The 22,246-nt window shown below is 58.7% G+C and carries 22 protein-coding genes; 11 read left to right on the forward strand and 11 right to left on the reverse strand.

Annotated features, from left to right (window positions below; genetic code table 11):
* Positions 1–8 precede the first annotated feature (8 nt).
* From FIU90_RS00330 to rfbA, 6 genes are read right to left on the reverse strand one after another with little or no spacing between them, the layout of a single operon-like run.
* Positions 9–1,496 carry a flippase gene (locus FIU90_RS00330; RefSeq protein ID WP_152432960.1) on the reverse strand — a complete coding sequence of 496 codons (1,488 nt, stop codon included), beginning with the start codon at positions 1,494–1,496 and terminating at the stop codon, positions 9–11.
* Positions 1,497–1,510: 14 nt separating this feature from the next.
* Positions 1,511–2,146, reverse strand: a complete 636-nt coding sequence (locus FIU90_RS00335; RefSeq protein WP_172970124.1) for a class I SAM-dependent methyltransferase — start codon at positions 2,144–2,146, stop codon at positions 1,511–1,513.
* A 4-nt stretch (positions 2,147–2,150) separates the two neighbouring features.
* Positions 2,151–3,218, reverse strand: coding sequence for a dTDP-glucose 4,6-dehydratase (gene rfbB / locus FIU90_RS00340; protein ID WP_152432962.1), 1,068 nt, complete (start codon positions 3,216–3,218; stop codon positions 2,151–2,153).
* Positions 3,211–4,068 (reverse strand): dTDP-4-dehydrorhamnose reductase, encoded by an 858-nt coding sequence (gene rfbD, locus FIU90_RS00345; RefSeq protein WP_152432963.1) that lies wholly within the window; start codon positions 4,066–4,068, stop codon positions 3,211–3,213. Before rfbD ends, rfbB begins: the two co-directional genes overlap by 8 nt.
* Positions 4,065–4,610 (reverse strand): dTDP-4-dehydrorhamnose 3,5-epimerase, encoded by a 546-nt coding sequence (rfbC, locus tag FIU90_RS00350; protein WP_152432964.1) that lies wholly within the window; start codon positions 4,608–4,610, stop codon positions 4,065–4,067. The genes rfbD and rfbC overlap by 4 nt, the downstream gene beginning before the upstream one ends.
* Positions 4,607–5,497, reverse strand: coding sequence for a glucose-1-phosphate thymidylyltransferase RfbA (gene rfbA, locus FIU90_RS00355; RefSeq protein ID WP_152432965.1), 891 nt, complete (start codon positions 5,495–5,497; stop codon positions 4,607–4,609). The genes rfbC and rfbA overlap by 4 nt, the downstream gene beginning before the upstream one ends.
* A gap of 198 nt (positions 5,498–5,695) precedes the next feature.
* On the opposite strand from rfbA, the gene FIU90_RS00360 reads away from it, so the two are divergent.
* Together FIU90_RS00360 and FIU90_RS00365 are read left to right on the forward strand one after the other, a co-directional pair.
* Complete coding sequence (locus FIU90_RS00360) at positions 5,696–6,853, forward strand: nucleotidyltransferase family protein (protein WP_152432966.1); 1,158 nt, start codon at positions 5,696–5,698, stop codon at positions 6,851–6,853.
* A 5-nt stretch (positions 6,854–6,858) separates the two neighbouring features.
* Complete coding sequence (locus FIU90_RS00365) at positions 6,859–8,529, forward strand: ABC transporter ATP-binding protein (protein ID WP_152432967.1); 1,671 nt, start codon at positions 6,859–6,861, stop codon at positions 8,527–8,529.
* Between the two features lie 6 nt (positions 8,530–8,535).
* Here FIU90_RS00365 and FIU90_RS00370 read toward each other — a convergent pair whose 3' ends face one another.
* From FIU90_RS00370 to FIU90_RS00380, 3 genes are read right to left on the reverse strand one after another with little or no spacing between them, the layout of a single operon-like run.
* Positions 8,536–8,817, reverse strand: coding sequence for a PqqD family protein (locus FIU90_RS00370; protein ID WP_172970125.1), 282 nt, complete (start codon positions 8,815–8,817; stop codon positions 8,536–8,538).
* The gene (locus tag FIU90_RS00375) at positions 8,817–9,665 is read right to left on the reverse strand and encodes a hypothetical protein (protein WP_152432969.1); all 849 of its coding nucleotides are present in this window, start codon (positions 9,663–9,665) and stop codon (positions 8,817–8,819) included. The genes FIU90_RS00370 and FIU90_RS00375 overlap by 1 nt, the downstream gene beginning before the upstream one ends.
* Positions 9,662–10,792: a class I SAM-dependent methyltransferase gene (locus FIU90_RS00380; protein WP_172970126.1), complete on the reverse strand. Its 1,131-nt coding sequence runs from the start codon at positions 10,790–10,792 to the stop codon at positions 9,662–9,664. Before FIU90_RS00380 ends, FIU90_RS00375 begins: the two co-directional genes overlap by 4 nt.
* A 690-nt stretch (positions 10,793–11,482) precedes the next feature.
* Here FIU90_RS00380 and FIU90_RS00385 point away from each other — a divergent pair.
* From FIU90_RS00385 to FIU90_RS00400, 4 genes are all read left to right on the forward strand, one after another.
* The gene (locus tag FIU90_RS00385) at positions 11,483–11,866 is read left to right on the forward strand and encodes a lasso peptide biosynthesis B2 protein (RefSeq protein WP_172970127.1); all 384 of its coding nucleotides are present in this window, start codon (positions 11,483–11,485) and stop codon (positions 11,864–11,866) included.
* A 155-nt stretch (positions 11,867–12,021) separates the two neighbouring features.
* On the forward strand, positions 12,022–12,303 hold the full coding sequence (locus FIU90_RS00390; RefSeq protein ID WP_152432972.1) for a hypothetical protein: 282 nt from the start codon (positions 12,022–12,024) through the stop codon (positions 12,301–12,303).
* Positions 12,304–12,393: 90 nt separating this feature from the next.
* The gene (locus FIU90_RS00395; RefSeq protein WP_152432973.1) at positions 12,394–13,791 is read left to right on the forward strand and encodes an O-antigen ligase; all 1,398 of its coding nucleotides are present in this window, start codon (positions 12,394–12,396) and stop codon (positions 13,789–13,791) included.
* Positions 13,788–14,507 carry a hypothetical protein gene (locus FIU90_RS00400; RefSeq protein ID WP_152432974.1) on the forward strand — a complete coding sequence of 240 codons (720 nt, stop codon included), beginning with the start codon at positions 13,788–13,790 and terminating at the stop codon, positions 14,505–14,507. The genes FIU90_RS00395 and FIU90_RS00400 overlap by 4 nt, the downstream gene beginning before the upstream one ends.
* A gap of 13 nt (positions 14,508–14,520) precedes the next feature.
* Here FIU90_RS00400 and FIU90_RS00405 read toward each other — a convergent pair whose 3' ends face one another.
* The gene (locus tag FIU90_RS00405) at positions 14,521–15,228 is read right to left on the reverse strand and encodes an FkbM family methyltransferase (protein ID WP_172970128.1); all 708 of its coding nucleotides are present in this window, start codon (positions 15,226–15,228) and stop codon (positions 14,521–14,523) included.
* Positions 15,229–16,266: 1,038 nt separating this feature from the next.
* Here FIU90_RS00405 and hxsB point away from each other — a divergent pair.
* From hxsB to FIU90_RS00430, 5 genes are read left to right on the forward strand one after another with little or no spacing between them, the layout of a single operon-like run.
* Positions 16,267–17,841: a His-Xaa-Ser system radical SAM maturase HxsB gene (gene hxsB, locus FIU90_RS00410; protein WP_152432976.1), complete on the forward strand. Its 1,575-nt coding sequence runs from the start codon at positions 16,267–16,269 to the stop codon at positions 17,839–17,841.
* A gap of 44 nt (positions 17,842–17,885) precedes the next feature.
* Entirely contained in the window at positions 17,886–18,911 is a 1,026-nt protein-coding gene (gene hxsC / locus FIU90_RS00415) for a His-Xaa-Ser system radical SAM maturase HxsC (protein ID WP_255478521.1), read from the forward strand.
* Positions 18,908–19,531: a peptidoglycan-binding protein gene (locus FIU90_RS00420; protein WP_152432978.1), complete on the forward strand. Its 624-nt coding sequence runs from the start codon at positions 18,908–18,910 to the stop codon at positions 19,529–19,531. Before hxsC ends, FIU90_RS00420 begins: the two co-directional genes overlap by 4 nt.
* Position 19,532: 1 nt before the next feature.
* A complete protein-coding gene (locus FIU90_RS00425) occupies positions 19,533–19,904 on the forward strand; it encodes a TIGR03982 family His-Xaa-Ser system protein (protein WP_152432979.1) in 372 nt (123 codons plus the stop codon).
* Positions 19,888–21,165: a His-Xaa-Ser system-associated MauG-like protein gene (locus tag FIU90_RS00430; protein WP_199799342.1), complete on the forward strand. Its 1,278-nt coding sequence runs from the start codon at positions 19,888–19,890 to the stop codon at positions 21,163–21,165. Before FIU90_RS00425 ends, FIU90_RS00430 begins: the two co-directional genes overlap by 17 nt.
* Here FIU90_RS00430 and FIU90_RS00435 read toward each other — a convergent pair.
* The gene (locus FIU90_RS00435) at positions 21,162–21,839 is read right to left on the reverse strand and encodes a hypothetical protein (RefSeq protein WP_152432980.1); all 678 of its coding nucleotides are present in this window, start codon (positions 21,837–21,839) and stop codon (positions 21,162–21,164) included. The two genes, FIU90_RS00430 and FIU90_RS00435, sit on opposite strands and share 4 nt — an antisense overlap.
* Positions 21,840–22,246: the final 407 nt, after the last annotated feature.

The raw sequence follows: 22,246 nt of genomic DNA on the forward strand, positions 1-22,246 counted from the left end.
CGTTCGTGTCAGCGAAGCGGCCGGGTGCCGACAGCGAGCCTTTTGAGTCCTGGCGGCGCCGTCCTCCAACTCAATGCCAGCGAGACAATACCGGCCAATGCCGTCCAGACGAGAAGCTGAATCGGCTCCGACAGGCTCAAGCGCACTCCGGCCAGGGCCAGAACCAAGAGAGCCGCAAATGTCAGCGGCAATTCGGGATGATGCTGCAGCCGCTCTCCCGAAGCGGCTTGCAACATGATGGTGTCGATCGTGTTGCGCGCCAGGTACACAATTGCAGCACCGACGAGGCCGAATGCGTTCAAAGCCCAGAAAAGTGCGAGCAGGAAAGGCAGCAATTGTATAAGGTGGATCTTCGCCACAACTTCCGGCCGACCTTGTGCTTGAAGTCTCGAATAAAAGGGTTTGGCGAAGATGTTTATCCAGGCGGCAACCGCCAGGACCTGTGCGATCGGAGCGGACTGCCCCCCGATATCGTCTCCCAGCCACAGCCGCATGAACGGGTGAGCTACAACGATGAAGACAGCGACAAGCGGAGTGCAGATCGCATAAAGAGCCCGAACTGCCAGTCGGGTAAGCCTCTCCTCATCGGCCTGATCTGCGCGGGTAAATCGAGGAAATAGCGCAGTAGACAAAGCGTCAGCGATCACCGCGATGCGGCGCGTTCCATCGAGCGGGACCGCGTACACCGTCACCGCCACAGCCCCGATGACAGCGCCAATCAGGATGCGATCGGAAAAGACAAGAATTGTGCCGGCAATTCCTCCGAGAGTGACCCAGCCACCATAGCTGACCAGTCCCCTTACGAGCTCGCGCCGCCATTGCCCCAGCAGTCCCGAGCCAAATACACCAATGGTGATCCTGTACAGCCAAATGCAGGCGAGAAACCGGGCGGCAAGTGCGGCCAGAACCAAGAACTGGAGCTCCCTGGAAAAAAAGGCAGCGACGCCAAGGGGCAGGAGCTGAAACAGGCTCGAGGTAGCAATGAGCACCGTGTTGACGGCGCCGAAACGTTCAGCCCCTTGAAGTCCGCCCTGCAGGATGCCGATCGTCGTCATCAGCGGGACAGCCAGTGCGACATAAGGCACGAGTATCATCGACTCAGCCCTCAGCCAGTCATCGAGCGAGAGCACCTCTGCGAAAACAAGCCAAGCGACGCCACCCATCAGGGCAGCTCCGATTGTTCCGAATACCACATTGCATACCAATGCGGTGCCGATGATACTCTGCCGATCCTCAATCGCGTCAGAATCGATTCCGGCAATGCGTTGCATCGTTGCCCTGCCAAGCCCCAGATCGAGCATTCCGAACAACGTCAGCACGAGCCACACGATTGCCAAGACGCCGTACCGCTCGGCACCGATGAGATGAATGTAGAACGGCGTCGTGACGAGAAAGAGGAGCAGAGGTATTCCGAAGCCAGCGAGGTTAAAGGCCGCATTCCGGGCGACGCTACCACGCCCCTCGCGTCCACTTCCTGCTGGTTCCTGCTGCTCCATCGCGCCGTTTCCCGCTAGGCGGAAACTTTCCGGATTCGGATGAAATACTGCAGGGTCAGGAATGAGCGCAGGGCGCCGAAAGTCGCTGCATTGAGGAACTGTTTCGATCTCCCGCTAATGGGCGAATTCGCAACCTCTTCGATCCGGAAGCCTGGCAGCGTCATCAGGTCGATCGCAGTCTCTCGCACGAAAAACCGCAAGTGTGTGCGGTCGAGCAAGCCAGAATCGGTATAGGTCCAGCGATTGCGGAATAGCAGGTTAGCCGTGACCGAATGGTGCCTGACATTGGGGATGCTTGCGACCATAACGCCATCTTCTGGCACGTGCTTGGCGAAGCTTTTCACTATCGTCCATGGATCGACCAGGTGCTCGAGTACATCGAGCAGCAGGATCGTGTCGAACGGACCCGCCTCTTCAAAAAAACTGTCGATCGCGCTGGGGTCATTGAGATCGGCGCGGGAATGAAAATCGATCTCTCGATCATCGCTCGGCGCTACGGCATCCATCACTCCGATTTCGCGCGCATATCCTTCCCGCTTGAGGAACTTGGCGGTAGCGCCCGTTCCTCCGCCAACGTCAAGCAATCGCTCGGCGCGAGGCACCAGCGGCACTATGTCGCGGCGGACACTTGAATGATATTCCGCAGACACCTGCCTAAGCCTCCATCTGGCGCGCGATGATGGGCCGCCACCAAGCTTCGTTGTCGAGATACCAGTCGAGCGTCTGTCGCAGGCCGGCACCAAATTGGTGCCGAGGCGAATAGCCAAGATCCCGCCTCGCCTTCGTCTCGTCGATTGCATAGCGGCGATCGTGCCCCGCGCGGTCGGCGATGAATGTCTTGAGCGATCCGGTCTTTTCACCTCTTGCCGCAGGTGCATCGGGAAACCGATCGGCGAGACGGTCGATGCGCTCGAATGCATAGTCGACTTCGGCGCAAATCGCATCGATGACGGCCATGTTCGGAAGCTCGGCTCCGCCCCCGATATTATAGGTTTCACCCGGCACACCTTGTTCAAGGCAGGCTTCGATTCCACGGCAATGGTCTTCGACATGGAGCCAGTCGCGTACATTCATCCCGTCACCGTAGATCGGGAGCGCGTTGCCAGAAAGTGCATTGAGGAGGAAAAGCGGGATCAGCTTTTCGGGATATTGGTAAGGGCCGTAATTGTTGGAACAATTGCTTGCCGTAACCTCGAGGCCGAAAGTGTGATGATAGGCGCGTACCAGATGGTCGGACGCCGCCTTGGAAGCCGAATATGGCGAATTGGGCGCATACGGCGTGGTTTCGCTGAATGCCGGATCATTTGGACCGAGCGATCCGAACACTTCATCGGTCGAGATATGATGAAAACGATGCTCCCGTCCCGAGCCTTCATCGAGCCAGACTTCTCGTGCAGCCTTGAGCAAGCTGTTAGTGCCTAGGATGTTGGTATCGATAAACGCGTCGGGTCCTGAGATCGAGCGATCGACATGGCTTTCGGCGGCGAAATGGACGATCGTGGAGATGCCCCTCTCGCGCAGCAGCCGTTCGACAAGCGCCGTGTCGCGGATATCGCCCTCGACCAGCTCGTAATTGCTCGCGCCTTTAAGGGTCGAGCGGTTTCCGGCATAGGTCAATGCGTCCAGGACGCAAACCCTGTCTTCAGGGTGATGCCGGTTCCAGTAATGGACGAAATTGCCCCCGATAAACCCGGCGCCTCCTGTCACGAGTATCTCAGCCAAGCTCCTTCTCCGCTTTCAGCATTCTGCGCAGGTTTTGCCGCCAATGCACCGATGCATCGCCAAGCAATTCTCGGGTGGCGCTGCAATCGAGCAGCGAAAATGCCGGGCGCGAGGCGGGGGTCGGAAAATCGGTCGTTGAGATCGGATGGATCGCGGGGATGCGATCTATAAGGCCGAGGGCGCACGCTTCTTCCCCGATTGCGACAGCGAAATCGTACCAGCTGGCAACACCTGCATCGCAGTGGTGGAACGTGCCGCTCGCCCCCTTCCGCACAAGCCCCCAGATCGTTTCTGCCAGCCCGCTCGCCCAAGTCGGTGCGCCGATCTGATCGATAACAACGCGAAGCTCTTCGCGTTCCTGCATCAATTTGAGCATTGTGCGGACGAAATTCGAACCGCCCGCTTCGTAAACCCAGGACGTGCGTATGAGCAGATCGTTCTTGCCGAGGCGATCCTCGCCATCGGCTTTTGTCCGGCCGTACACAGAAAGCGGTGCACGCTTGTCGTCCGGTGCGTAGGCCCGCGGCGATGTCCCGTCGAAGACGAAATCGGTCGAAACATGCACCAGTTTTCCGCCACGCGACTTCATGGCAATGGCCATTTCGCCAACAGCATCGGTATTGATCGCACGTGCGAGCGACTCGTCGCTTTCGGCGCGGTCGACCGCCGTATAGGCAGCGGCGTTGATCAGGATATCCGGCGCAACGTCATCAATGCACGAGCGCAGGGCCTTTACGTCTGTGAGATCGCAATCGTCGACTCCGATTGCCACCAGTTGCGCCGACTGGGGCGCAGTGCGTTTAAGCGCTCCGCCCAGCTGCCCTGTCGCTCCAGTGACGAGAACCTTCATTCGAACACCGCCGATTGCGCGAGCGGCAGGCCGGCTCGATCCTTTTCCGACAGGATCGGGTCGCAGCCGACATCGGGCCAGTCGATCGCAAGATCCGGATCGTCCCACGCAATGGTATGCTCCGCTTCTGGAGCGTAGGGTGCGGTGCACTTGTATAGGAAATCGGTATCGTCGCTGAGCGTCAGGAAGCCGTGCGCGAAACCTTCCGGCACCCAGAGCATCCGCTTGTTACTGGAGGATAATTCAACTCCTGCCCATTCACCGAAATGCTTCGACGACCGCCGCACGTCGACCACGACATCGAATACGGCTCCGCGCGAAACACGGACGAGTTTTCCCTGCGGACCGGGATTCTGGAAATGCAGCCCCCGCAGAACGCCCTTTTGCGAATGCGAGTGATTGTCCTGCGCCCATTGAAGATTGAGGCCCGCTTCGGCGAAGGTCTGCGCGTTCCAGGTTTCCATGAAGAAACCGCGCTCGTCCCCGAAAACCGTTGGCTCCAGGATGAGCGGACCTGGAATTCCGCAGGGACTTGCCTTCACGTGATCACCCGGTTTTCAAGCAGCCCCAGGAGATAGTCGCCATAGCCCGATTTGCGTAATGGTTCGGCAATACGGGCAAGCTCGTCATCGCCGATAAAGCCCTGTCGCCAGGCAATCTCCTCCGGGCAAGCGATCTTGAGCCCCTGCCTCTCTTCGGTGATCCGGACATATGTTGCGGCGTCGAGCAACGAGGCATGCGTGCCGGTATCGAGCCAAGCAAAACCGCGTCCCATCACCTCTACCGAGAGCACCCCATCATCGAGATAATGACGGTTGAGATCGGTGATTTCGAGTTCCCCGCGTGTGGACGGCTTTAGGTCCCGCACACGATCGACGACTGTTTCGTCGTAGAAATACAAGCCCGTTACAGCATAGTTCGATTTCGGCTCTAAAGGCTTCTCTTCGATCGAAACCGCGACACCTTGACCGTCGAATTCAACGACGCCGAAACTCTCGGGGTTGGAAACACGATACGCAAAGACGCTCGCCCCCGATGGCTTACCGCTTGCGTTGGCAAGAAGGTCCGGCAGACCGTGTCCGTAGAAGATGTTGTCGCCGAGAATGAGCGCGCTTGGAGCGCCCGAAACGAACTCGGCCCCGATCTGGTACGCTTGGGCGAGGCCATCGGGGCGCGGCTGGACGGCGTAGCTGAGCGAGACGCCGAAATCGGACCCATCCCCCAGGACGCGTTGAAACTGCTCGCTATCCTCGGGCGTGGTGATGACGAGAATGTCCCTGACACCCGCAAGCATCAAAGTGCTCATTGGATAATAGATCATCGGCTTGTCGTAAATTGGCATCAACTGCTTCGAAACTCCGCGCGTCAACGGGTAAAGCCGCGTGCCCGAACCACCTGCCAGGATGATGCCTTTGCGGGCCGAATTCACTGTTCAATGTCCCGAATAATGCGCGAGAAAGCCCCATGCGGCATCGCAGCATGGATTGGGCAGGTCAATCGGAGATCCCGCGCTTTACCCAGCAAGGATTCATAACCGAGGGAAATCAGCCATATTGCACTGGAAAGCGGTCCACGGTTTGTCCATGTTTGCTCGACAATCAGGCGGCCAGCGGGTCGAAAGCGACACATGACAACGAAGGACGAAGCCGACCGTTTTCTTGCCGACTGCGTTAGAAGGAGTCTGGCCGGGCAGAAGGTGCGCGGGTGGCCCGCCGATTGGCGCAATGACGAAGATTTGATCTTCGTCACGGAACGCGCCGATCTTCACGGAATTGGCGCTTTGTTGGGGGCCAGTACTGGCTCGTTGGACCATTGGCCCACAGCGGTTCGAGAGCGCATCGCGGAGCTCACCCGATTGGCGGCACTATGGGAAATGACACATAAATCTGCCGTGGCGAGCGCGATCGGTAGCCTTGCGGAGTCCGGTATTCTGTCCGTCGTGATGAAGGGAACCGCGCTTGCCTACCAGTATTACGCCGATCCGTGTGCAAGACGCCGTGGAGATACCGATCTGCTGATACGCCCGGAAGATCTCGAAGGCGCGCGTAAGTGCCTTGATGCTCAGGGCTTTGTCTTGCGCCGTTCGCCGCACGGGCTGCGCTTTCAGGAAACCTGGCAACTTAAGGTGGCCGGAGAATTTTTGCACTCGATAGACCTGCATTGGGTCGCGACGGACCGGCCTGTGCTCCAAAAGGTCTTGCCGAGTGAAGACTTCTGGAAAAACACACACCCTCTCGAACAGCTGTCGGTCGACGCGCGCGCGCCCGAGCCTGCGATTGCCTTGATCCATGGCGCGATCAATATGCTGTGGCATCAGGAGCGCGGGTTCGGCACAGACTCCGAGCGTGTTCTCAATGAGCGGCGCCTGATCTGGATGGTCGATTTCGCACTCATCTTTTCCGGTTTCGATGATGATGACTGGCGACGGCTCCTTGCGCTGGCCGAAGATCGGCATCTTTTCGGGATCGTTCGCATCGCGCTCGACGCCGCTCGATCGGTGTCGATCATTCCTTGCCCGGCGTGGGCTGAAGCTTTGATCGCGCAAGCCCAGGACGTGTCGCCTGTCGAACGCTATGTGACCTCGAAAAGCCGCGCAAGTGATCTTGTCGCGGACATCAGGGCCTCGGATTCGCTGTCGCTCAAGCTCAGGTTGGTCCTTGATGCAGCCTTTGTCCCCCGCGACGATCTGATCAGGCAGTATCCTTCGCTTTCAACTTGGCCCACCTTCGCGTTACAGATGCGCCGGTACGCCCGGATATTCGATGGCCGGCAAAGGGGGAATTGACGCGGATGGATTTTGGTTTCGTCTGGCGGCATGCGCGCCAGTTCCGCGGCGAGTTGCTGCTGATAAGCGGGCTGACGATCGCGAGTTCCCTCGCAACACTTGCCGTTCCATGGATCGCCGGGCAATTGCTGGGCGATATCGTGGAAGGCACGGCGCTCGACGGCTCTCGCCTGCTCGGGTTGCTCGTTGTCGCGCTGGTCGGCCTGACGGGACTGAATATCGCCGCGACCATTGCGTCCGCATCCGCATCGCTCAGAATTCTCGGCCAGATCCGCAAGGAAGTGTACGAACACATTTTCCTGATGCCGATGGCTTTCCATGACAAGCGCAGCACTGGCGATCTGCTTGCGCTGATGACCTATGAAGCGAACAATCTCAGCAGCTTTCTCGCCTCAACTCTCGCCAACGCGCCATCCATGGTCTTGACTGCCGGCGGGGCAGTAGTCCTCTTATTCCTCATCGATCCGGCCATGGCCTTGGTCGTCCCGATACTGATACCGGTCTTCTTCGTTCTGATGAAGCTGTTGGGAAAGCGCCTGCGCGTACTGGCAAAGCATGCGAGGCAAGCCGAAGTCAACGTGATCGCAACAGCGGAAAGCGATCTGGCCGTGGCCTCCGCTATCAAGGCATTCGCAAGCGAAGAGCACTACCGTGCCCGTTACGCGCAGGCGGTCGAAAAGTCGCAGAAATTCGCTTTCAGACAGGCCAAAATCAATGCTTTTGTCGGGCCAATCGTAGCCCTCATTGCAGCGCTGGCGGCGGTCGCGCTCCTGGTGCTAGCGAGCGGGGCAGTCGCCAGCGGCGAGCGCAGCGCGGGAGATCTTTTCGCATTCCTCCTATACGCAGCCTTGCTGACTCGCCCGGTCGGCAGCCTTGCCGACATGTACGGCCGTTTCCAGATTGCACGCGGAACGCTGGCCCGGCTCCAGGACGTGATCGAGATGCCGCCCGAAACGGGCTATACGAGCGGTGAGGCAATCGACCGCGCGACTGGGGCGATCCGTATCCGAGATATCCGGTTCAGCTATCCCGGTCGACCGCCCGTGCTTACCGGCCTGAGCCTCGACATAAAGCCGGGCGAGATCGTTGCGCTGACGGGCGACAACGGAGTGGGCAAATCGACTCTCGTAAAGCTCTTGTTGCGTTTTTATGCGGCCGACGAGGGAAGCATCGAAATCGACGGGAAAGACATCTCCGGATTTCGGGTCCAGGATCTGCGCCGGCAATTCGGTTACGTCCCGCAGCGCCCGCTGCTCTTCAATGGATCGATTGCCGACAACATCGTGTTTGGACAGGGGTATGCCGATCCGACCAAGAACACGGATGCTATCGAACGTGCCGTGAGGCTGGCGCAGGCGGAAAGTTTCGTCGCCCGCCTGCCAGAGAGGCTCAAAACCCAAATAGGCGATCATGGCATTCGCTTGTCGGGTGGCCAGGGCCAACGCATTGCGCTGGCACGCGCTTTGTTTCGTGACCCTCCGATCTATATCCTCGACGAGGCAACGAGCATGTACGACATGGAAAGCGAGGCGGCTTTTGTTGAAGATTGCGTGGATGCATTGCGCGATCGCACGGTGATTATCATCACCCACCGACAGGCGAGCCTCGCTCTCGCGGACAGGATCCTGCGCGTCTCGCCGGAAAAAGTCATTGAAATTGGGTTAGAGGAAGCCTGAGTTTACTCATCGTCCTGCTTCGACGATAAGGCCCTGCTCACGCATTTCTTTCGCAATCGCCAGAATATCGGCTTCGATAACGTCCAGAGGCGCATCGAATTCCTTCTCTATTTCCCGAGACAGCTCGGAGAGGCTCTGCGCCTGCTCGGCCAACAAGGTCCAAACGCGCCCGCCAACGAGATCGAGTCCGAAATACTGCCCGCTTTCGAGATCGAGCAGGACGATCTCGCCCCCGACTTTGCGAGAGACGACGTCTTGAGAGACAGAAAAACGATCGGCGAGCTCCATCAGCGAGGCCCCTCCAGTACCGTGCGCGTGACGGCTTCGCATACCTGAGTTAGCGCCGCATATCGACGTGGATAATCGATAGCGAATATGGGGACCATTTCGGCCAGATCTGCAAGGCGACCGAAATGGGCCTTAATCCGCTGGCGGTCCTCCACGTCGAGCACGAAGGCATGAGGAATCACGGCTGGCAAGGCCTGAGGCAGCGAAAGCGGCGCAACCGACAGGGGCGCGGCGGGATCGTTGCCCAAAATGAATACTGCCGCCAACCGCGTCGGATTGTCGGCAAACCTGATGCAGTCACCACCCTCTACCGCGGCCTTCCCGTCCACGGACAAGTCGACACCGATGTCATTGAACAGGAATTCTGCACTATCGGGAAACAGGCGCAGTTTCGACCGGACCGGGCGCACGCGATAGCCCCCATCTCCCTCTACGAGGTCGATCACATCCTCCGTAAGCAACGAATTGCCATTCTTGGCGAATGCTCCTGCCAGCGTGGTCTTCCCGCTTCGCGATTGTCCAAGAAAAACGATCGCCGCCCCGTTTATGGCAACCGCGCTCCCGTGAAGAAACAGCCCACCATCGTGATTGCCGATCACCGGAACGACGGCGTTGCGATAGAGCTTGAGGATGTGATCCCTGTCGGTCTGATCGGCGGGTCTTGCCGTCACGTTCCCCAGATCCCGATCTATGAAAAAATCCGCCTCATCGGGAAAGCGCATCAGATATCCCGTCTCCACCCGATGAAATTCCGCGGTGCAATTGCCATTGGGCGATATCCATCGATCGTAGGGCTTGCTCGAAAGAACGGGCTGCCCGAATTCTTCAGATATTCGTAGCTCGGTCATGCCGAAGTGCTTCGAGCGAGGACGGACTGTACATATTCGCGAGTGGCTCTGCGCGTACCGCGAAGATCGGGGCGTTCCTGCAAGACGATCTGTTCGATCTCGGCGGGCGTTCGTTCGCCATCGACCAAAGCCAAGACGTATCGCGCATTCTCCCCATCGTTGGACAGGTGCGCGGGACGATCCGATCTCTTGGTCAGGTCGCCTTCGGACAGAACCATGCTCGCCCAGGTCGACATCGATTGCGCTGGCCCGCGCTGACGCGGTGGTTCGACCGACCAGGCGATCAGCTTTCCATCGGCGCCGGCCCGAACCTTCACGCCAATTTCGTCGCCTTCCTTCACTTCCACCGCATTCTTGAGAGGAAGGAAGGCTTGCGGCCGACCGATCGATCGGGCCTCAAGAGGCGAGTTCGTCATCCATACACCGCCGCCCAAATGCGCGTCGAACCAGCCGCCAAGCCCGTCCAGCGTGGCGTCACCTTTCGCCCTGAGTGTTGCCTTGAACGAAAACAGGTCACCCTCGTCGCATAAGAGGTCGATTTCGCCAATCGCGACATCTTGCGTGCACAGGTCCTCGGGCGTGAATTCATGTCCGTACTTCGTGTTGGCAGCAAACTCATCGAGCCAGCGAAAGGGCTCGGGTATGATTTCCTGCCTCCAAGCCAAGGCCTTCGACCGAGCGGCTTCGGAAGTGACGCCCGCGATCCTCAGCGAAAGCCGGTCCGGGATTATTCTTCCCCCCGGCTTCAGCATCCTCGTACGGGCGTCGCGCATCATGTCGACTATTCCGTAATCGAAACCGAAATGGCCGACGTGATCGCAGATCAGGACGTCGACTTTCTCGGGAAGGTCGGTCGAATAAGTGGAAGCAGAGATGCAGTGGTACCTATCCGTCAGCCCGGCACGCACCATCGTTTCGCGGGCAAGATGGATCGCTTCGGAGGAATCGATGCCGTAAACTTCAGAGGCGCCGGCTTCGAGACACTGGATGCCGAGGACACCGACGCCGCAGCCCAAGTCGGCAACGACATCGCCGGGGCGCACAACAGCTGAAATCGATTTTTCGAAGAGTTCATACCTGCCTGGAAGAGCCAGGTACCCAACGTGCTCAGAGATCGGATGCGCCATCAGCGCGCAACCATCACGGCCAACGTGTAGCGGAAGAGGGCCGACCGCGACCGCCATCCGCAATCACATTGCCATGCCGATGTCCGTGACGCCCATACTGCCGCCTGAGCTGTTGGTGAGCGCAAAAACGCCATAGCCATACCGAAAGTCAACTACGGCCATCTCTACAAACCGTCAACGTCGCAGCTATTCCGAAGCGTTTAGAATGCTTTGGGGCCAAGAGGTATCGGCCAACGAGCGGCTCACATTTGCATTGGCTCGATAACCCTATTCTGGTGACCGCTGTGGTGTTTCAGATTCTTGGCGCAGCTTGCGCAGATCTTCATACAAATCCCGGAATTGCGTTGCGCCGTTTGAACAGCATCGCTGGTCGCTGCGAGCGTGCAATCGCCCAGCCAGCCCGCATTTCCCTCTTACCGCGACCGTCGTGTTATTAGCTTCCACCCGCCTCCCCCGCATGCGCAATCCGAAACATCGTCTGCACCTGAAAAAGAAGCGTGAATTCGCTCAGCCAGATTTCTTGCTCGCCTGCCGGCCTCGATCGATCTATGTCCTTGTCTGATGGTAAGACGCGCGCAAGAAGGACGGCAAATCGCCAGCGATCAAGCGCAGGCCCCTCTCTTTCAGAACACCATAGCTCCCGGGTGGCGCGATTTGCCGTGGCTATTGCGTTATGCCGTGCGCGGTGTCTTGGAGCTCTTAAAAGCGCGGCTGGCATTCGGCCATCTTAGCGTGCGCGACATTTCAAAGCTGAACGAAAACGCCAGCAAGTCCTCGAAGTCCGCAACCGGCGCGAGTGCACTCCACGTCCAACGGATCGCCTACGTCCTTCCACGGATTTCAACACGTCTGCCTTGGCGAAGCGATTGCCTTATTCAGGCAATGGCCGGTCAGAGATGGCTCTTGGCATCCGGATTGCCCAGTCAGATCAACATTGGCGTGGAAAAGCCGGGAGATGGCGGTTTCGGTTCACATGCCTGGCTAATGCTGAACGAAAAGGTCATCACCGGCGGCGATGTCGGTCGCTACCGCGTTATGCTCGGAGAGGAAACCGGATCCGAGGCGAGCGATTGATGCCACCATCGATCACACTCCTTGTCAGGTTACGCTGCGATGCGATCAACGCGCGTTAACGAGATATTACCCTTTTGATCTAGATACATCTTGAGTTTGTTGCTGCACTGCACTACGCGTTATTGCGTATCGGAAGGCCCGAGGGGACCGGCTGCATGAAGAAATTCTTTTCCCGCATCGCGATGAGCGCGGCTGCAGCGTGCATGGTGGTTGCGCCAATTGCTGCGCAGGCCAATACCCGTGCGGGCGATAACGGAACGATCTATTCTGGCAATGCTGTGTCACAGCCGGGCTTGGGTCGCGATGTGTCTGGCGAAAATCTCGTAAATGACGGTGACGGGCTGGCCGCAATTCTGCTGGCGATCCTAGGCGGGGCAGCCGTGATAGTCGCGATTATCATCATTGACGACGAGGATGATCAGTCGCCAGGCACCTGACCGCTCGTTGAAACGAACAGCGTCAGTCGATAGTTTGAGCGCACGGTCGATTTCGCCCGTGCGCTTTTTCAATTGGGGCCCCGCAGTCTGATGGCTCTTCAGCCAAGATCGATCTCTTCTTCGTACGCAGGAAGAACCGGAGGAAGGCTGCGAGAATACTGGGGCGCGGCGATCGCGATCGGCGCCTTGCTATGCCTGGCTGTCGTTTTTGGCGGCGGCGGCGTTCGCTATGCCCTTGCAAACCTCTTGGTACAGCTGAGCGCGCTTGCGTTGCTGGCTATCAGACGCGATGCCGTCATCGCTTTCTGGCGCGAAGCGCCGGCCATTCTGCGATTGCTGATCGTGTTGAGCGTCGCAGTGCCCGTTTCGCAACTGATCCCCCTCCCCCAGTCCGTATGGAGCGACCTTCCCGGTCGAGATCTCGTCGCTCAATCGTTCGAATTGTCTGGCCGAACAGGTTGGGCTCCTGCAAGCGTGGACCCTGTTCGGACCCTTGTCGCGTTGACTGGATTGATCGTGCCGATTGCGATCATCAGCGCGGGATGGACCTTGTCGCGGGATAACCTTGTGCTGCTCACCTGGATCATCGTTGCGCTCGGCCTCGCCAACCTCTTGATTGGAATTCCGCAAGTCCTCAGCGAAGGGTCCGCAGGTGCGATTTACACGGAAAGGGGTTTGACGAGCATCCTCAACGGGACATTCGCAAATCGAAATTCAACCGGCCTTTTCTTCGTAGCCGCAATCGGTTTCGCGGCCCTTGCGCCCTCACCTGTTGCTCATCCGGCTATCCTGCCGACAAGGATTGCCCTGTGCGTTCTTCTGTCCACCGGAGTCATCCTGACCCAGTCGCGAACGGCCCTGGCGCTTGCCGTTCTGCCTTTGGGGCTGGCTGCACTCAGGGCAATAACCTGGACCATGCATTCGCGCGCTACCGGCATTTCGGGCTTTTCCAAGAGAATGCGCACTATGCTCGTTGCAGGCCTCGCATTGGCTCTTGGGGCGTTAGCGGCCACCGTGGTCATGGCGCCCGGCAGGGTGGGGGATACAATGGAGCGCTTCCAGTCGATTGGGGAATCGCGCAGCTACACTTGGGAAGATACGGCATTTGCAGCGCGGCGCTATTGGCCGGTCGGCGCTGGAATGGGAACGTTCGACGAAGTCTTCCAGGTGGATGAATCGCTCGAAAACGCGACGCTCAAGCGCCCGGGCCGTGCTCATAACGATTACCTCGAGGTGGCTGTAGAAGCGGGGATTGCCGGGCTGGCCCTGATCGCCATCTGGCTTGCCTACCTTGCATGGCTGACGCTGAGGGCACGCAAATCACCGTTCCGCTGGTGTGCATGGGCTGGCTCCGCCATCCTCTTCGGCGTCGCGCTTCAGTCGATTACAGACTATCCCTTGCGCAATCAGGCCATGCTCGCGGTGGCCAGCTTTGCATTGTTGGTACTTGTGCGATTGGGATCCGAAAAGGTGGAGAGGGACGCTTGATCGCGAGACTTGTCTGGCACGCCGGATTGTTGGCCGTTGCTGTTGTTACAATCGCCGTGCAACTCGACCGTCAATCTGCCGTCACACCCGCGATGTCGCGTCTGGTCCCCGACCCCGCAAGGGCATTCGCGCAGGCCCAGATCGCCGCGACCGCCTATCGCAAGGGTTCTGCCGATCAGGCTCTCACTCACGCGCAGAAACTGGTCCACCAGCGTCCCGTACCTGCGGAGACCCTTGCCCTGTTGGCACAGGCACAAATCAAGGCCGGACAGGTCGAAGAAGGCTTCGTGACAATACAGATCGCGGCGAAGCGGGGCTGGCGCGAACCCAACTCGCAAGAGGCCATGTTGCGGCTCGCCTCCGCCGCCGGTGACGATGCCGAGGCAACGCGTCGCTACATTGCATTGATGCTCCAGAATCGAACCGAAGACGCACTGCTTTCGGAATTCGGGGCGCAGCTGTTTGGCGACCCCGACGGTGAGGGAGCCCGAACCCTGGCGGATATAGTGGGCGGCAGTACCCGGTGGCCCAGTGCTTTCCTCCAGCGGGGTGCGCGCGTGATACCGGCCGAAACGTTTGCAAAGGTTGTGGTAGCGGCGTCCGAGCGCGGCACACCGTTTGATTGCAGGCTGCTGCAACACGCGGCCGGATCGCTCCGATCGAAATCGACGACAGCGACCAATCGCCTGGAGGCGCTCGTTCGCCGACAGTGTTGATCAGCCGCGCAGATTAGCCCTTTTCCCGCTCACGCAGTGCGAGGTAATCATTGTAACGGCAGTCTTCCCGTGTTCGGATCGGGGTAAGGTCGGTCTTCAAGAGCTGCTTCCTGATCCCGAATATCTCGTATCCCAGCCGCGTCAGGATGGCTCCGATAGCGCCGTCGGGCGCAAGCGCACCGGTCTGATCCTCGACCAGGATAGCCCGCGGTTGAAGCCGCGCGAGTTCGCCTTCGGCGTTGCGGAGGATCGCCTCTTCGAAGCCCTCGACATCGATCTTCAGCAAGTCGACGCGATCCAGATCGCCCAGGGCGGAGCTGGCCTGCCTTACCTTGACCAGTACATTGCCTTCGGGGCTGATCCTTGATGCCCCGCGGTTCTCCTCATTGACCGCAAATCTAAGCTCGCCATCCTGTTCCGCCAGTCCAACCGGCATTACGGATGCGCGCTCTTCGAATTGCGCCATGTTTTTGGTGAGCAAGTCGACAACACCGGGCTGCGGCTCGAAACACACGGCCCTTCCATTCGGCACGTTTGCCAGGAAAACAGCAGAATAATATCCAATATTGGCTCCGATATCGAGCAGTGTATCTCCCGGTTCGGCACGGTCGAGCAAAAGCTGGATATTGGAACGATCGAATTTTCCGCTCATCAGCAGGTGCCTGCCGATCCAGTCCTCCGCAAACACGTGGATCGGGAAACCATCGGTGGTTTGAGCCACTTGCTCTCCTTTCCCCAGGTCTGCCGTTCTGGCAAAGGTGTCGAGGAGGCGACCGGACCCATTCGCGAACGGCCAATAGCGAGCAAGGAAACGCACAAGCATTGCGGTGGGATAACAGACGACATCGCCGAGGCAATGCCGTTTCGACACCAAGCATCCTGCTTGGTTCGCCCGACTGCGGAACGTGGGCGTCTCTCACATAAAACAGCGAGAAATGGTGCCAGAAGAGGACTCGTAAGCCCCATTCAACCTTTTGTTAATAAATAGAAATACCTGGCCGGTCTAACTGGCGGCCCCGAAAAGGGCCCCCAGCGGGCGACTTCTGGAATGGTTGGGTTCCCTTTGCTCACAGTGGTTCGCCGTCGTGCACATTATTATCTACAAAGCTTTTGCGCCACTCCTGTGCGCCTTGCTAGGGCCGCGCTCCTACAGAGGGCTGCACACTTGTTACCACCCGGACCTCTACCGAATGTAGTCGTGGCGGAACTGGTAGATGCGCAACGTTAAGGCCGAAGTGGGCTAACGCCCGTCGGAGTTAGAGTCTTTTCGACCGCACCAAACAGTCCAAGTCTCCAAACTGCAAAGCAGTCTTGGAGCACTTGATTGAGAGAATTGCGCGGTTCCGCGCCCCTCCCCATCTCGTCGCACAACAAATGCAGTCGGAGACTCTTCGGAAAGATGAGCGACCCGTGGCATTTTTGGCTTCCGCTTCTCAGCGCGGATGTGAGCAGACTGCAACTCTGTAAGAATGGCAGCTTTGCGCCCCAGTTCCGGTCGTTCGCCAAGCGGTCGAGATTTCTTGATAGCAGTCGCTTGTTTCGATGAGTCTCATATGGTGACTAGCGCCTTCGTCCCATTCGCAAGAACCGTCTCCTACGCTGATGCTTCAGGCATTTTCATTTTTGTCGCAGTCGGTGAGAGCACGGTGATGGGCAGAAAGCGTCCAGCCCACGCCCAGCTCGAGATGGCCTGACGCGCCAAGCAGCGCGCCGTCGCCGTCGGTGAGCGGCGAGCGAACCGGACAACCGGGCAGGCGGTTTGCGTGATGGGGTTGCCATTGCTGCAAATCTAATCGCGGAGGCCTCAAGCGCTCAAAATCAGTGGCTCGGCAATGCGAATTTTCATTGCTACACATGGGCTGGCGAAAGATCGCTAAGACCAAATTTTTTGGCGGGGTTGGCCACTACTTTGAACAAAATGACTAATGAACTGCGCTTTAGGCCTGTGGGGGATGTTGAGATGGCGGCTGCAGAGAGACTTTCGAAGGATCGGCATTTGACGTCGACGCGTCAATCAGAGCGGCGATCCTCAGCAGGCGTAGCAATTGATCCTGCCGGTCGATTTTCACTGTTGGGAGGTCGGTCGCGAAAGATCGATCATGTCCCCACTCCTTTGACGCAGCTTGCTGGTGCGTATCTGGACGAACGCCGGCGCGCCATTTCGGATATGCTCGATTACCTGATCCTTGTGCCTACACTTCGCTGCAATCTTGCTTGCAGTTATTGCCAAGTTTCGCGCGCCAGCGAAAATGCCGCGGGTTATGATTGGGATGAGCGAACGTTGGACAGCGTTGTAAGGCTAATCTCGAACTTGCGAGCTTCTTCCATCAAGATCGAGTTTCAAGGCGGTGAGCCGAGCCTGAGACCCGATCTGATCCGTGCCGTCATCGATGCGGTCCCAGAAGAAGTGGACGCATCCTTCGTCGTCTGTACGAACCTCCAAAATATCGACGATGAGATACTGGAACTCTTTGATCGGGATGACGTCTCGATCAGCACTTCGCTGGACGGACCTTCGGATGTTCACACGCGTCAGCGCGGTCCACAAGAGATTTCCGGCAAGTTTGCGGCGAACCTAGAATACGTCGTTAAGCGATACGGGCCGGAGAAGGTCTCAGCTCTGCCGACAATCGATCCGCTCTCGCCGCCCGAGCCGCAGGAACTGGTCGAAGCGTTCGCGGGCCAAGGTCTCAATTCGATTTACTTGCGCCCAATCAATTATCAGGGTTTCGCGCGAAAGAACCATGCCGAGAGCCTACATATCAGCAAGACCTGGTCTGCCTACCAGCGGCGCTTCATCGAATACCTGATCGACTACAACTGGAAACATGAGGCCTGGGTCGAGGAAACATACTTCTCGATGCTGCTGCGGCGCATCTTCCGGCCCGGATCCGATCGTCATGTCGATCTCAGGAACCCCAACCCGGTCGGCCGCGACTACATTGTCATAGATTATGACGGCAATGCCTATCCAAGCGATGAAGCCAGAATGCTCACGCGATCCGGTGTCATCGATCTGTCTATCGGAGACGTCCACGAAGGGTGGGACGGCGACAGACGGGCAACGCTGGATGCTGCTTCGACCCTCGACGGTGATCCCGTTTGCGAAGCCTGCGCTTACAAGCCCTATTGCGGGCGCGATATTGTCGACGACATCTCGCGTTATGGCACCATTGATGTACCCCGCGAGGAGACAGAGTTCTGCAAGCGCCACATGGCGTTGTTCGATTATGCATTCGAACTGATAGGATCCGAAGACGAGAAGGTCCGCCATTCGCTGGGCCGCTGGCTCGACTTGCCAGGACCGATGCCCGACATGAGGCTCACCCAGTGATCCCGCTGTCCCTGCCTGCCTCTAGCAGCGCGTGCGCTCCCTTCGTGACCAGACTAGGCGCTCGTTCGGTTAATGCGCCAGGCGAGAGCAGGCTGGAGAAGGGGGGCGCTGAAAGTTCCCTCTGGTCGGGTCAGCATGGACTTCTGGAGGTCACCCACGGAGCAGAGGAGCTTCATGGCGACGTCGTACTGGCGGAGCCAAGCGTGGGGCGCGTTGAAAGACTGATCAGGTCGGGCTCTGATCACAACACCCTGCTGGTGACCGAACAATGCGATCAGCTGTGCACCATGTGCTCGCAACCTCCGAAGAAGAGTCACACCGACCGATTCGATTTTTTTATCGAGGCCTGCCTTCTGGCAGATCCGAACATCACAATCGGCATCTCCGGGGGTGAGCCCACGCTTCACATGGACCGATTACTGGACATGATCGAGACGGTGACGACCAAACGCCCCGATCTCAATTTCCATATCCTCAGCAATGCCCAGCACTTCGAGCGTTATCACGTCGAGCGATTGCGCCAGAAACTCTATCGTAGCGTGGTCTGGGGCATACCGCTCTACTCATCCGATCCCGCCACCCACGATGCCATCGTGGGTAAGCCTGGAGCCTACGAGCGGCTTCTTGAATCGTTTTGCCATCTGTTTGCTGGCGCTGCTCGGATCGAACTGAGAACCGTATTGCTGTCAACTAACGCGCCCGGGCTCGATCGCCTGGCTCACTTCGTTACAATGAATCTTCCGCAAATCGAGCAATGGTCGATCATGGACCTGGAAAATGCAGGATTCGCTCGGACGAGATTTGCAGAGCTGCGCTTCCCCCTATCCGAACAGTTCGAGGAAATCGCGTCGGCATTCGATCGGGCTATTCTTCACGGCGTACCAGTGAAGCTCTTTAACGCACCACTGTGTCACGTTCCGGAAAACTATCGGCATCTGGCAGTGGCTTCGATATCGGACTGGAAGCAGCGCTTCGCCGAGGCATGCAATGCGTGTAGTGTCAAGAACTCTTGTTCCGGCTTTTTCGAGTGGCACCCTGACGAACTTGTAGAGGAAGTGGTTCCACTATGAACAAATCACGGTTTCTAATTTCAAGCCTGGTCGCGGCCGGCATCGCTCCTATGTCGCAATCGGATGGGCGGAGCGTCGGCGATGTCTTTCCGCAGGTCTCGGGGCCAGACCCGGACGATGAGGTGGCAGTGCGCCGCTTCGCGCAGGATCACCGGTTCCAGCTGGCCCAACACCGATCGCATTCGAGCCACGCTTCGCATTCGAGCCATCGCTCGGGCTCCAGCGGACGCCAGCGCGCGCCGTCCTACACCCCGCCGCCGCCGCGAGTACCACGCGCAACTCCGACGCCGACACCTGTGCCAGCACCGACAACGACACCGACCCGGAATGAACGAAGCAACCCGCCTTCATCCATCCTTCCGGCTTCGCCTGCAACGGTGCCCAATCGCTTCTACTCGCCCGACACTTCGGCTCAACCGTCGCGCCCGGCAATCGAGGAGGTGGTCTGCAAGGTTCAGACCGGACTTATGGCTTACGGTTATTACGACGGAGATCTCGACTGCATTGTCGGCCCGATGACCCGGGCAGCGCTTAAGAAATTCCAGGAGGATTACGACCTAGCAGAAACGGGAACGATCACGCCCGAGGTGCTCGATGCCTTCCGGATCGTGGCGGAATAGGTTGCTGTCCCACGGGCTCGCTGCGCTGATTGGCGCAGGCATCGCGTGGACGGCCATGCCTTTGTGGCGCGAAGCGGTGATGGCCTGGCACCAGGACGAGTATGGTATCCTCGTCGAACAATGTGACACTGCCATGCGCGATCACTTTCAGGCCAAACAGGCGATTGCTGTCGACCAGAGTGAGGAAAACGAGACTGGCCTGGCAGCGGGCGAGATGGGCCTGATTGTTTGCCAGGATTACGACCTATACCAGAAGCGACTGTTGCAATGGGGACTGCGCGAAGAGGAACTGTCGCAAATGCGCCTCCAAGCCATCGAAGCACGGGCCACCGACCTTCAGGAAGTGATCGATACACATGAAATCCGTTTCTAGGGTCATCCTGCTACTGGCAGCGGCTGCATTCCTGACCGCCCTCACCAGTTCCTGCGATCGGCCCGAGACTTCTCGGACCGGGTTCAGCCCGGTCGCCACGGATACCATGCGAATGGCCGCATTGAGGCAGGCGGCAATACAAGGCGGTCTGCGGAGGGCGGCCGCACTAGAGATACCGACCGATCCGGAGCGCGTGGCAGTGGGTCGACTGATCTTCGAAAGCCGAGCGATGAGCATCAACGGCGAAATTTCCTGCCGCGATTGTCATCTTGACAAGTTCGGCTCGGCTGACGGACTTCCGAACGCGATCGGGGTCGGCGGAGAAGGCGAGGGCAGGGAGCGGATGGAATCCGATGGCAGGATTCTACCCCGCAATGCGCTACCCTTCTGGGGAAGGGGAGGCAAAGGCTTCGATACGTTTTTTTGGGACGGGAAGGTGCAGAAGAAGGACGACGTGGTGGCAAGCCAGTATGGCGAGCACTCGCCCTCGGATGATCCGCTGGTGGTTGCGGTCCATCTTCCTTCGGTCGAACTGCGCGAGATGGTCGAGGACACGATTGAAATCCGCGAAACCGTCGTTTCGGAAGATGTCGGCGCTGCCAACACCATCCAGAGCGAGCTGGCCAAGCGCTTCGCATCGGATACCGACATTGGGCCTCTGCTGGGGTCGGCCTATGACCGCGATGCTTCAAAAATAAGCTTCGCAGAGATTGCCGACGCGCTGGCCCAGTTCATCCGGCATGAGTTCCGCCTCCGGCCAACACGGCTTGAGCGGTTCGTGTTCGATCGCGGTCCAATCACCGAAGCGGAACTGGCGGGGGGCGTCCTTTTTTATGGCAGGGGCCGGTGTGTCAGTTGTCACAACGGTCCCTATTTCTCGGATCTCGATTTCCATGCGGTGGCGTTTCCGCAGGCCGGCTTCGGCAAGAACGGGTTCGGAATCGACGAGGGGCGCTACAATGTGACGCTGGACCCGCGCGATCGCTTCCTTTTCCGGACGGCGCCCCTCCACAACGTCACGCAGACAGCGCCCTATTCGCATTCGGGGTCGATCACGTCGCTTAAGGACGCGATCATCGCGCATTTCGATCCGCTGAGGCTCGTCGATACCAATTCTATGGATGTGCGGCAGCGCAGCGACCTCTACGCGCGGCTTGGCCCTGCAGCCCTCGAGCCTCTGCCCACAGCGCTGCGTGACGAGGAGGTTGACCAGCTGGTCGCCTTCCTCGCCATGCTGGAATTCTCGTCAGACGGAAATTAGTTGTCCAGAGCGTCGCCGACGAACGCAGTTTCGCCTTCGGAATCTTCAAGCCGAACGTCCGCCTCCTCGGTCTCATTACTCGGCGACGCCAACGCTTCTTCGAACTTGGGTTCGTAGGATTGCGAGCCGCGCGGCCTTGCACTTTGGGGCGGGGCTACCAAGTCAGCGTCGGTCTGTGTCATCAGGGCGTCGACGGCCTCGCGCTTCTCGCTTTCATCGTCAAACCATGAAGCCGAAGGACCAGCCTTCCACCGAGACCTGATCGACGAACGGTTGAACCTTACAGGTGCAAATCCATCGCGCTCTTCGATCAGTTTCGCCGCAAACAGATCGAACGCGTAGCATCGGTCGCGTTGCTCGACAGAGAACTTCTCGCCCAAGGCCGCGTAACACAGTTCGCTGTATTCCTCCGCTCCCGACGTCCCGAACGCACCGACGACCTTTCCAGCATGCCTGGCGGCTCTTGCGACCGTGACTTCGCTCGGAGCCGCCACAGTGGTTTCTTCGGCAACCGCATCGTCGACGACTTCGATCGAACTTTCGTCATACATATACTGCTGGTCGGGCTCTGCATCGTCGCCGCCAAAAAATGCGCGCATCAGGATGCCGCCGATAACGACCCCAAGTAGTATATTGCCCCAACCCGAGCTCTGCTGTTTGGGTTGCTCAGTCATATGCAATGGTCCGACCGCAGGCGGCGAGGCTGCGCCTGCACTCCCGGTCTCGATCATCCGTATGCGATTTATCCACCGGATGCACAACGGCCCATGGCTGGCGCGCTATTGCTAACTGCAATACGCGTGCTGGGGCTGACCTCGCATCAATTTGATCTGTCTGGCTCAGCATTTGTGATCGCGCCAGTAGCGGTCCCATCTGGCAGCCCAACCACCTCTGACCATGGCACAGCTAAGGTCGCCGCCTATTGGCGAGATGCACCATGCAGCAGTTCTCTTTCCACCCGCTGATCCATCTGAACGGCATCGCATGGTCGGACCCTTCACAAGGATGTGGCCGTGCTGGCCCACGCCTGTCGGCTCGCCAACGAGACTGACCAGCGCGTCCCTCGCCTCGATGGCGCTCG

The organism is Erythrobacter sp. THAF29 (genome assembly GCF_009363635.1).
In the GTDB taxonomy this organism is placed as follows: Bacteria; Pseudomonadota; Alphaproteobacteria; order Sphingomonadales; family Sphingomonadaceae; genus Erythrobacter.

Coding starts and splice junctions, on each gene's coding strand:
- FIU90_RS00365 (WP_152432967.1), top strand. CDS start 6,859: ATGGATTTTGGTTTCGTCTGGCGGCATGCGCGCCAGTTCCGCGGCGAG.
- FIU90_RS00390 (WP_152432972.1), top strand. CDS start 12,022: ATGAAGAAATTCTTTTCCCGCATCGCGATGAGCGCGGCTGCAGCGTGC.
- FIU90_RS00435 (WP_152432980.1), bottom strand. CDS start 21,839: ATGACTGAGCAACCCAAACAGCAGAGCTCGGGTTGGGGCAATATACTA.
- FIU90_RS00420 (WP_152432978.1), top strand. CDS start 18,908: ATGAACAAATCACGGTTTCTAATTTCAAGCCTGGTCGCGGCCGGCATC.
- FIU90_RS00375 (WP_152432969.1), bottom strand. CDS start 9,665: ATGACCGAGCTACGAATATCTGAAGAATTCGGGCAGCCCGTTCTTTCG.
- FIU90_RS00360 (WP_152432966.1), top strand. CDS start 5,696: ATGACAACGAAGGACGAAGCCGACCGTTTTCTTGCCGACTGCGTTAGA.
- FIU90_RS00380 (WP_172970126.1), bottom strand. CDS start 10,792: ATGGCGCATCCGATCTCTGAGCACGTTGGGTACCTGGCTCTTCCAGGC.
- FIU90_RS00370 (WP_172970125.1), bottom strand. CDS start 8,817: ATGGAGCTCGCCGATCGTTTTTCTGTCTCTCAAGACGTCGTCTCTCGC.
- FIU90_RS00430 (WP_199799342.1), top strand. CDS start 19,888: ATGAAATCCGTTTCTAGGGTCATCCTGCTACTGGCAGCGGCTGCATTC.
- FIU90_RS00330 (WP_152432960.1), bottom strand. CDS start 1,496: ATGGAGCAGCAGGAACCAGCAGGAAGTGGACGCGAGGGGCGTGGTAGC.
- rfbD (WP_152432963.1), bottom strand. CDS start 4,068: ATGAAGGTTCTCGTCACTGGAGCGACAGGGCAGCTGGGCGGAGCGCTT.
- FIU90_RS00395 (WP_152432973.1), top strand. CDS start 12,394: ATGGCTCTTCAGCCAAGATCGATCTCTTCTTCGTACGCAGGAAGAACC.